This window comes from Actinoplanes sp. NBRC 103695 (assembly GCF_030269485.1).
Classification (GTDB): Bacteria; Actinomycetota; Actinomycetes; order Mycobacteriales; family Micromonosporaceae; genus Actinoplanes.
Genome location: NZ_BSTL01000040.1, coordinates 59,019 through 69,477 on the forward strand (window position 1 = coordinate 59,019; position 10,459 = coordinate 69,477).

General features: G+C 71.2%; 8 protein-coding genes. All 8 read left to right on the forward strand.

Translation table 11 applies throughout. The annotated features are described in order from the left end of the window. The first annotated feature begins 24 nt into the window (after positions 1–24). The 8 genes from QSK31_RS43195 to QSK31_RS43230 all read left to right on the forward strand — a co-directional run bounded on the left by QSK31_RS43195 (position 25) and on the right by QSK31_RS43230 (position 10,254). Positions 25–2,106 (forward strand): molybdopterin oxidoreductase family protein, encoded by a 2,082-nt coding sequence (locus QSK31_RS43195; protein ID WP_285690800.1) that lies wholly within the window; start codon positions 25–27, stop codon positions 2,104–2,106. Beyond that, on the forward strand, positions 2,106–2,453 hold the full coding sequence (locus QSK31_RS43200; RefSeq protein ID WP_285690801.1) for a molybdopterin oxidoreductase: 348 nt from the start codon (positions 2,106–2,108) through the stop codon (positions 2,451–2,453). The genes QSK31_RS43195 and QSK31_RS43200 overlap by 1 nt, the downstream gene beginning before the upstream one ends. Continuing rightward, positions 2,453–4,891, forward strand: a complete 2,439-nt coding sequence (gene nirB, locus QSK31_RS43205) for a nitrite reductase large subunit NirB (RefSeq protein ID WP_285690802.1) — start codon at positions 2,453–2,455, stop codon at positions 4,889–4,891. The genes QSK31_RS43200 and nirB overlap by 1 nt, the downstream gene beginning before the upstream one ends. Beyond that, positions 4,888–5,187 (forward strand): Rieske (2Fe-2S) protein, encoded by a 300-nt coding sequence (locus QSK31_RS43210; protein WP_285690804.1) that lies wholly within the window; start codon positions 4,888–4,890, stop codon positions 5,185–5,187. The genes nirB and QSK31_RS43210 overlap by 4 nt, the downstream gene beginning before the upstream one ends. Next, on the forward strand, positions 5,184–6,515 hold the full coding sequence (locus QSK31_RS43215) for a nitrate/nitrite transporter (RefSeq protein WP_285690805.1): 1,332 nt from the start codon (positions 5,184–5,186) through the stop codon (positions 6,513–6,515). Before QSK31_RS43210 ends, QSK31_RS43215 begins: the two co-directional genes overlap by 4 nt. A 146-nt stretch (positions 6,516–6,661) precedes the next feature. Next, complete coding sequence (locus tag QSK31_RS43220; protein WP_285690807.1) at positions 6,662–7,213, forward strand: RNA polymerase sigma factor; 552 nt, start codon at positions 6,662–6,664, stop codon at positions 7,211–7,213. After that, positions 7,210–9,171 (forward strand): EAL domain-containing protein, encoded by a 1,962-nt coding sequence (locus tag QSK31_RS43225; RefSeq protein WP_285690808.1) that lies wholly within the window; start codon positions 7,210–7,212, stop codon positions 9,169–9,171. The genes QSK31_RS43220 and QSK31_RS43225 overlap by 4 nt, the downstream gene beginning before the upstream one ends. Before the next feature lie 303 nt (positions 9,172–9,474). Continuing rightward, complete coding sequence (locus tag QSK31_RS43230) at positions 9,475–10,254, forward strand: SAM-dependent methyltransferase (protein WP_285690809.1); 780 nt, start codon at positions 9,475–9,477, stop codon at positions 10,252–10,254. Positions 10,255–10,459 lie beyond the last annotated feature (205 nt).

The window sequence follows — 10,459 nt, forward strand, 5'->3', positions numbered from 1 at the left end:
CGGTCGGGCCGGAGCATGAGCGGCATGCCGGCGACCGCGACGCACTGCCCGTACTGCGCTCTTCAGTGCGGCATCACGCTGACGCCGGAGCGTCGGGGGATGCGGCTGGAGCCGAGTGACTTTCCCGTCAACAAGGGCGGGCTCTGCGCCAAGGGCTGGACCGCGGCGGAACTGCTCGACCACCGGGATCGCCTGCTCACGCCGCTGGTCCGCAAGACGCCGGGGGATCGGTCGAGCCCGCTGCGGGAGGCGGGCTGGGACGAGGCGCTCGAGCTGATCAGTCGGCGGATCAAGAGCTCACAGCAGGCGTACGGGCCGGACAGCGTCGGCGCGTTCGGTGGTGGCGGCCTGACCAACGAGAAGGCGTACACGCTCGGCAAGTTCGTGCGGGTGGCGTTGCGCTCGTCGGCGATCGACTACAACGGACGGTTCTGCATGTCGTCGGCGGCCACCGCGGCCAACCGCTCGTTCGGGGTGGATCGCGGGCTGCCGTTCCCGCTGGAAGACATCGCCCGGGCGCGGACCGTGCTGCTGGTCGGCGCGAACCCGGCGGACGCGATGCCGCCGGCGATGCAGTACCTGGACGCGGGGCGGGCAAACGGGGCCCGGCACATCGTGGTGGATCCGCGGCGGACGGCGACGGCGGCCGGCTCGTACCGTCATCTGCAACCCCTGCCCGGCACGGACCTGGCGCTGGCCAACGGCCTGACCCACATCGCGGTCCGGGAGGGCCTGCTCGACTCCGACTTCATCCGCGACCGGACCACCGGGTTCGAGGCGGTCCGCGCGGCCACGGCCTCCTACTGGCCGGACCGGGTGGAGCGGATGACCGGAGTGTCCGCCGATCACCTGCGCGAGACCGTGCGCATGCTGGCGACCGAGCGGCCGGCGATGATCTTGACGGCGAGGGGTGCCGAGCAGCACAGCAACGGCACCGACACCGCGCAGGCCTGGCTGAATCTGGCGCTCGCTCTCGGGCTGGTCGGCCGGGACGCGTCCGGCTACGGCACGATCACCGGCCAGGGCAACGGGCAGGGTGGTCGCGAGCACGGGCAGAAGGCCGACCAGCTGCCCGGTTACCGCAGACTCGACGACCCCGCGGCGCGGGCGCATGTCGCCGCGGTGTGGGGGATCGACCCCGACGAGCTGCCACGACCAGGGCTTTCCGCGTACGAGATGCTGGATCGTCTCGGCACCGACGGTGGCGTCCGCGTGCTGCTGGTGCTGGCGTCGAACATCGTGGTGTCCGCGCCGCACGCCAACCACGTGACGAACCGCCTGAACGCCCTGGACTTCCTGGTCGTCTCGGACATCTTCCTGTCCGAGACCGCGGCGCTCGCCGACGTCGTGCTGCCCACCTCGCAGTTCGCCGAGGAGGACGGCACGATGACCAACCTCGAGGGTCGCGTGCTGCGCCGCCGCAAGGCCGTCGAACCGCCGCCCGAGGTGCGTACCGATCTCGAGGTCATGAAAGCGCTCGCGGACCGCCTGGGCCGCGGCAGGTTCTTCAGCGACGACCCGCGCGCGGTCTTCGCCGAGCTGCGCCGGGCCAGCGCCGGGGGGATCGCCGACTACGCCGGCATCAGCTGGGAGCGGATCGAGGCCGAGGAGGGCGTCTTCTGGCCGTGCCCGGCCGAGGACCATCCGGGTACGCCGCGGCTGTTCACCGACGGCTTCCCGACCGCCGACGGACGCGCGAAGTTCCACCGCGTCGAGCACCGCGACCCGGCCGAGATGCCGGACCGCGCCTACCCGTACGTGCTGACCACCGGCCGCAACATGCAGCAGTACCAGAGCGGCAACCAGACCCGCCGGGTCTCCTCGCTGACCGTCGCCCTGCCCGAGGCGCGCGCCGAGCTGCACCCGGACCTGGCCCGGCGGCACGGCATCGGGGACAGCGACCTGGTCGAGCTGCGCACCCGCCGTGGCCGGGCGGTCTTCCGCGCACGCCTCAATCCCGGCATCCGCCCGGACACGATCTTCGCGCCCTTCCACTGGGTGGGCGCCAACCTGCTCACCGATCCGGCGCTGGATCCGCACTCGCGGATGCCGGCGTTCAAAGCCTGCGCGGTGGCCATCGCGCCCGTACCGGAGGGAACCACCTGATGCACTCCACCCCACGATTTCTGCAGGGGGTCTTCGGGTTCGAGGGCAAGGGCCTCGACCTGCCGGCCCCGGTCGACGGCCTGCTCGGCTACGTGGTGCCGGACGGGATGGTCGCCCAGGCGGTCTACTTCCGCGGCGGCAACTCGACGGCCGAGCTGATCTGCGTCGTGCTGATGCGCGACGGGCGCCCGATGCGCTACTTCCCGATCGCCGCCAAGGGTGACGTGCACGTGCCGCTGCGGGTGGTCGAGGACCTGGACGGCGGGACCGCGGTCGAGCTGCGGGTGGCCGCGCCCGCGGGGCTGACCGGCACGCTCGTGATCGACCTGGGCCTGGTGGAGGTCTGATGCCTCAGCGTCTGGTGGTCGTCGGCAACGGCATGGCCGGCGCCCGGACGGTCGAGGAGATCCTGGCCCGGCGCGGGGACTTCACGATCACCATGTTCGGCGACGAGCCGTACGGCAACTACAACCGGATCATGCTGTCCAACCTGCTGGCCGGCGTGGAGGACGAGTCCGGGATCTTCCTCAACGACCTCGGGTGGTACGCGGACAACGGCATCACCCTGCACCACGGGCAGCGGATCGCCCGGATCGACCGGTTCTCCAAGCACGTCTACACCTCCGACGGCACGGCCACCCCGTACGACAAGCTGATCATCGCCACCGGCAGCCGCGCGCACGTGCCGCCGATCCCCGGCATCCACCGCTCCGGCCGCGGCTACCACCAGGGCGTCTTCGCCTTCCGCACGCTCGACGACACCCGCAACATGATCCGGTACGCCCGCGACCACGAGCGTGCCGTCGTGATCGGCGGCGGGCTGCTCGGCCTGGAGGCTGCCCGCGGCCTGCAGAACCACCTCTCCCACGTCACCCTCGTGCATTCCGCCGGGCACCTGATGAACGCGCAGCTTTCCGCCCAGGCCGGCGACATCCTGCGGGGGAGTGTCGAGAAGCTCGGCATCGAGGTGGTGACCGGCGCCCGCACCACCGAGATCCTCGGCAAGCACGCGGTGACCGGCGTGAAACTCGCCGACGGGCGGACCATCCCCTGCGACGTGGTGGTGGTCGCGGCCGGCATCCGGGCCAACAGCGAGGTCGCCGAGATCAGCGGCCTGGTAGTCGAGCGCGGCATCGTGGTGGACGACCAGATGCGCGCTCAGGATGAGCCGGACATCTACGCGGTCGGCGAGTGCGTGCAGCATCGCGGCGAGACGTACGGCCTGGTCGCACCCCTGTGGGACCAGGCGCGTGTGCTCGCCGACCACATCACCGGTAAGGCGGACGCCGCCTATCACGGGTCGCGGGTGGCCACGAAGCTCAAGGTGGCCGGGGTCGACGTCGCCGCGATGGGCCTGGTCGCGCCGGAGCGTGACGACGACGAGGTGGTGACCTTCGCCGAGCCCCGCAAGGGTGTCTACAAGAGCGTGATCATCCGGGACGGCCGGCTGGTCGGCGCCACCCTCGTCGGCGACATCGGCAAGGTCGCGTTCCTGATGCAGGCCTTCGACCGCGGGCTGGCGCTGCCCGAGGAACGCGCCGAGCTGATGTTCGACCTGGGCGGGCCGTCCGCCGAGGTCAGCCCCGCCGAGATGGCCGACGACGAGCAGGTCTGCAACTGCAACGGCGTCACCAAGGGAACGGTCGTGTCCTGCGTGCAGGGCGGCTGCAAGACCGTCAACGGCGTGATGGACAAGACCAAAGCAGGCAAGGGCTGCGGTACGTGCAAAGGGCTCGTCGCGCAGATCGTGGAGTGGGCGGCCGGCGGCGAGGTCGAAGTCGACCCGGCCGCGTCCTGGTACGTCCCCGGCGTGCCGATGCCCAAGCCGGAGCTGATGCGGGCGATCCGCGAGCACCGCCTCACCTCGGTCTCGTCGGTCTTCGCCAAGCTCACCCCCGGCGGCGACGAGGACGCCAAGAGCAAGATGGGCCTGGCCTCGCTGCTCAAGATGATGTGGGGCGACGAGTACGACGACGAGCGCGACGCCCGCTTCATCAACGACCGGGTGCACGCCAACATCCAGCGCGACGGCACGTTCTCGGTGGTGCCCCAGATGAAGGGCGGCGTCACCACGCCCGCCCAGCTCCGGCGCATCGCCGAGGTGGCCGAGCGGCATCAGGTGCCGATGGTCAAGCTGACCGGCGGCCAGCGGATCGACCTGCTCGGCGTGCCCAAGGACAAGCTGCCGCAGATCTGGGCCGACCTGGACATGCCGTCCGGCTGGGCGTACGGGAAGAGTTTCCGGACCGTGAAGACCTGCGTCGGCTCGGAGTTCTGCCGCTTCGGCGTCGGTGACTCGACCTCGCTGGGCATCGCGATCGAGGAGCGCTACCAGGGCATCGAGGGCCCGGGGAAGCTGAAACTCGCGGTCACCGGCTGCCCGCGCAACTGCGCCGAGGCGTACGTGAAGGACGTCGGCGTGGTGGCCATCGACGGCGGCAAGTGGGAGATCTACGTCGGCGGAGCGGCCGGCGCGCACGTCCGCAAGGGCGATCTGCTCGTCACGGTCGACACCGCCGAGGAGGTCATCCGGCTCACCGGCCGGTTCATCCAGTACTACCGCGAGAACGGTAACTGGCTGGAACGCACCTACGCGTTCGTGCCCCGGGTCGGGATCGACCATCTGCGCTCGCTCCTGCTGGACGACAGCGAGGGCATCGCGGACTCCCTCGACGCCGCGATCTCCGCGTCGGTCGCCGCTTACAAAGACCCTTGGCAGGAACGATCCTCGCCTGTCACCCCGGGTCAGTTCCGGACCTCGCTGCCGTTGACGGTGCTGTCATGATCCTCGGCGATATTTCGGACATTCCGCTCGGTGAAGGTCGCGCCTACGCGGTCGACGACACCCAGATCGCCGTCTTCCGGCTGCGCGACGGCTCCGTCCGGGCCCTGTCCGCCGTCTGCCCGCACCGCGGCGGGCCGCTGGCCGACGGGCAGATCGACCTGAAGTTCGTGGTCTGCCCTCTGCACCTCAACACCTTCGACCTGGCGACCGGCTGCTCGACCGGCGACCTGCCGCCGCTCACCGTCTATGCGGTCCGCGTGGACGACCACGACCAGCTCATCCTGGAGGACTCATGACCGCCGTCATTGACCGGCCCACCGTGACCGTCCGCGGCCACTGGATCGACGACTGGCGACCGGAGGACCCGGCGTTCTGGGCGGCCACGGGCGCCCCGATCGCCCGCCGCAACCTGATCTTCTCGATCTTCTCCGAGCACATCGGCTTCTCGGTGTGGACCATGTGGTCGGTGCTGGTGCTGTTCCTCGGCCCGCAGTACGGCATCGACCCGGCCGGGAAGTTCCTGCTCACCGCCCTGCCCGCCCTGATCGGAGCGGTGCTGCGCATCCCGTACACGTTCGCCGTGGCGCGTTTCGGCGGCCGCAACTGGACGATCGTCAGCGCCGGGCTGCTGCTGGTGCCGACGATCCTCGGCGCGTTCCTGATCGAGCCCGGGGTGTCGTACTCGACGCTGCTGATCCTGGCCGGGGTGGCCGGCGTCGGCGGCGGCAACTTCGCCTCCTCGATGGCCAACATCAACGCCTACTACCCGGACCGGCTGAAGGGCTGGGCGCTGGGCATCAACGCGGGCGGCGGCAACCTCGGCGTGGCCGCGGTGCAACTGGTCGGGCTGCTCGTGCTGGCCACCGTCGGCGCCGGTAGCCCCGGCGTGGTGGCGGGCATCTACATCCCGCTGATCGTGCTGGCCGCGCTCGGCTCGGCGCTGTTCATGGACAACCTCAGCCAGGCGCGCAACGAGAAGCGCGGGATGCGCGACGCCGCCCGGGAGCCGCACACCTGGATCATGTCGCTGCTCTACATCGGCACGTTCGGCTCCTTCATCGGCTTCGGGTTCGCGTTCGGGCAGGTGCTGCAGGTGCAGTTCGCCGAGGACTTCAGCACGCCGGTCAAGGCCGCGTACCTGACCTTCCTCGGCCCGCTGCTCGGCTCGCTGATCCGGCCGGTCGGCGGGGCGCTGGCCGATCGGCTCGGCGGCGCCCGGGTGACGTTCTGGAATTTCGTCGCGATGGCCGTCGGCGCCGGCGTGGTGTTGGCAGCGTCACAGTTGCGGTCGCTGCCGCTCTACCTGGTCGGGTTCATCGCGCTCTTCGTCTTCAGCGGGATCGGCAACGGGTCCACGTACAAGATGATTCCGGCGATCTTCCGGGCCCGGCACCCGGAGTCCGAGCACGAGGCGCGCCGCCTGTCGGGAGCCGTGATCGGCATCGCCGGCGCCATCGGCGCCTTCGGTGGTGTGCTGGTCAACCTTGCTTTCCGGCAATCGTTCCTGGAATACAAGACCGCCGACGCCGCCTACCTGACGTTCATCGCCTTCTATGCCGTCTGCGTCGGAGTCACCTGGCTGGTCTATCGACGCCCGTCAGCGCGGAAACTGATCGCGGTGTGAATCGACCCTTCATGCAGCTTGAGTGCACTCTGTGAAACGGTAAGGCAAGTTGCCGGAGTCTGAGAAAGATCGGGCTCCGGTGTCACGCCACCGTGCGCCGTTGGACCTATGTAGACGGAGGTTCAACGGCGAACGGAGGCTCATCGGTGGTCGGCTCGGACCCAGGCTCGGGCGGTCCCATCCCGGATCCGCCACCCGCGGTCGAGATCGAACAGTTCTTTCGTGCCCACTGGGAGGGCCTGGTGCGCGGCCTGCTGGCCGAGGGCGCCAAGGTCTGGGAGGCGCAGGACGCGGTCGCCGAGGCGATCCGTGAGGCGCTGCGCCGCTGGCCCACGCTGACCAACCCGGCCGCCTGGGTGCGCGTCGCGGCCCGCTCGCACTGGCTCAAGCACCGTGCCCGGGTCGCCCACGCGGACGGCGAGGTGCTGGTCCCCGACGTGGAGCCGTACGACGACGGCCGGGCCACCGACCCCGCACTCACCGAGCTCGAACTCGAAGAGTGGTTCACGCAGGTGCTCGACAAACTGCCCCCGGCCCGCCGGGAGGCGCTGCGGCTCTCCGCGCAGGGGCTCACCCCGAGCGAGATCGCCGACGTGGTCGGCAAGACCCCCGAGGCGGTACGCACCGCGCTCAAGCTGGGCCGTCGCCAGGCCGTCGAGCTGTGGCAGCAGCCACGGGAGGGTGGCGACCAGAGATGACCCCCGAGCCGGTCGAGGGCAATCCGGTCACCCACGACATGATGATCGCCGCGCTCAACCAGATCCTGGGCGAGTGTGGCTACCAGCCGGTGCCCGGCGCGCTGCCGGACCGGCTGATCGAGGACGCGCGGTCCCGCGCGGACGGGATCGTGGCGGCGGCACGACAGACCGCGGAGCTCTACACCGACGCCGCCCTGGTTCAGGCCGCGCGCACGGTGATGAGCGCCCGCGAGACCGCTGCCACGATTCCGCCGCCCCGAGAGACAGCCCGCCCGGTAACCACCACCAGTGACTGCGTTGGCACAGTCTGGTACGCCGCCGCGGTCGCCGCCGGTGTCTATCTGCCGCTGCCCGCCGAGGCCGCCCGTCGCCGCCTCCACGACCTCGCCGAGCAGCTGCGGCACGCCGCCACCGGCGACCCGGCCGACCTGGAGACGGCGTACCGGGCGGGCGCCGAAGCGGTGGAACTGGGCCTCGGCAGCCCCGCAGTGCTGCCCGGCACGATCAAGACCCTCACCGCGCACATCGGCGCCGGCGAGGTGCTGGGCAGCTTTCTGGCCGGGCACGCCGCCGCCATGCAGGAGCGCATCCTCGCCCAGCAGGAAGCCCTGCACCGGGCCACATTGCGGGCGGCCCGCGAGTTCGAGCGCGCGCTGGAGGACAGCGAGGCCCGCTTCCGGCGGCTGGCCTACTACGACCCGCTGACCGGCCTCGCCAACCGGGCCCGCCTGGTGCAGCGGCTCGAACAGGCCGCCCGGCTCGGCGCCCGGGGCCGCAACGTCGGCCTCTGCCTGATCGACCTCGGCGGTTTCCCGGCCATCCGCGAACAACACGGACCCGACGCCGGCGACCACATCCTCATCGACGTGGCCCGGCGGCTGCGCGCCGTCACCCGCAACCCCGACCACCTTCTGGTACGCGACGGAGGGCGATCGTTCACGCTGCTGCTCCAGGACACCGGGGGCGTGGCGCATCTGGTCGAAGTGGCCGAACGCATCCTCGACCTGCTCGCCGCGCCCGTCATCCTCCCGTCCGACGGCCCGGTCGTCGCGTTGGAGGCCGCGGTCGGCGTCGTCGACGAACCCTCGGCCGGGCTCGACGTCAGCCAACTGCTGGTCGACGCCGAGGTCGCGGTGCGGGAGGCGCGATCGGGGCGGACCGGCTGGGCGGTGCACGACCGCCGGCGCGGAGACCCCCGCGTCCCCGGCAGCATCGTCGGACTCGTCACGGCGCCACCCACCTACCAGCCGATCCTCGACCCCGCCGGCCGGCGGGTGCTCGGCCTGCACGTCCAGGCGCTGTGGCGGCACCCCCAGCTGGGCTCGCTCGACCTGGGCCGGATCGGCGAGCTGACCGGCGACCGCACGGCCACCACCCGGCTGGCCGGTCAGGTGCTGCACCAGGTGTGCCGGCAGGCCATGCTGTGGAGCAGCGCGGCGGACGGCCCGTACGTCGGCGTCGACCTGCCGATCCGCAGGATCGGATACCCCGACGTGGTGGACCTGGTGCGCGAGGCGATCGCCGAGACCGGCCTCCCGCCGGAACGGCTGCACGTGCAACTGTCCGGGCTGGACGCGGTCCCCGCCGGTGCACACAGCCACACCGTCCTGGCGGCGCTCGGCGGGCTGGGCGTCCGCGTGGTCCTGGACGACTTCGGCGCCGGCTACACCAGCGTCGCGTACCTTCGTGAGCTGCCGATCCACGGCCTGCGCAGCCCGCTGCCGCCACTCACCGCCGGCGTCTTCGGCGAGCCGGCGCTGGTGGCCGGCCTGGCGACGATCGCGCACGCACTCGGCCTGACCCTGACCGTGCACGGCGTCGACGACGAACGCCTGGCCGACGGGCTGCACGCCAGCGGCTGCGACGCTGTTCAAGGACTCCGCTACGCCGCGCCTGACACGCCACACCGGGTGTCCGCGCTCCTGCGCCGACCGGACACCATGGCCGGCCGCGGCTGACCGGCCCGCGCCTGACCGGCTGGCGGTCGGGTTCGCCCGCGACGCCCTCTGCCGCGCTGGCTTGCCCGCCATACCTCCTTTGCCGCGCGACCCCCATTGCTGCGCCGGGCCCGCTTGCCCGCTGCGCCCCTCTTTGGCGCGCCACGTCCTATCTGCCACGCCGAGCTTGCCCGACCGAACTTTCTGCCGCGACGGGCTGCGCGCCACGCCCTCATCGGCGCGTCGGGTTTACCCGACCGTCGGTCCACTTCTCCTTACGTCGACCGACCACTGTGGCCGGTCGGGGCTGATAGCGTGCGCGCCATGTCCGCCGACTACACCCAGCGCCCGAGCAGCGCCCGCATCTATGACGCATTGCTGGGCGGCAGCCACAACTTCGCGGCCGACCGCGATGCGGCGCGGAAGTTGCTGGCCGCAATCCCCTACGCGGCCGAGATGGCCCGAGTCAACCGGGCGTTCCTGGCTCGCGCGGTGCAGCACATGGTGGACGCCGGGGTACGCCAATTCCTGGACGTCGGCAGCGGCATCCCCACCGCCGGCAACGTGCACGAGGTGGCGCAGGCGGCCGCCCCCGACGCCCGGGTCGTGTACGTGGACATCGACCCGGTGGCCGTCGAACACAGCCGGGAGATCCTCGCCGAGAACCCGCTGGCCACCGTCGTGCAGGCGGACATCCGCTTCGCCGACGACCTGCTGGCCCGCCCCGAGCTCCGCGACCTCCTCGACTTTTCCCAGCCCGTCGGCCTGCTGATGCTGTCGATGCTGCACTTCGTCCCCGACGACGAAGCGTTCCCCGCAGTCGACCGCCTGCGGGGCTCGCTGGCCCCGGGCTCCTTCATCGCCATCTCGCACGGCGTCATCGACACGCCCGCCGACGCGTCCACCGGCGAGGTGAGCTCGATCTACGCCCGAAGCGACGTCCCGACGGCCGCGGGCCGCCCCCGCGCGGGCATCCAGCGTTTCTTCGGCGCCGCCACGATGGAGCCGCCGGGCCTGGTCTGGCTGCACGAGTGGCCCACGCCCCCCGCCGACGCCGAACGCCCCGAACACATGGCCGTCCTCGCCGGCGTCGGCCGCCTCTAGCGCCGCGTCGATCCTGCCGTTCGTGCGTGGGTTCGGTGTTGCGTGCGGTTGGTCGTGCCGTTCGTGCGTGGGTTTGGTGGGCCTTGCCCCTTGATCTTGGACACTTGAGCCGGGGATCTTGATGGTCCTGGGAGATCTGGAGTCCTGGAAGATCATGGTGAACAAGCATTATCCGCCCGAGTTCCGGGCTGACGCGGTCGCGTTG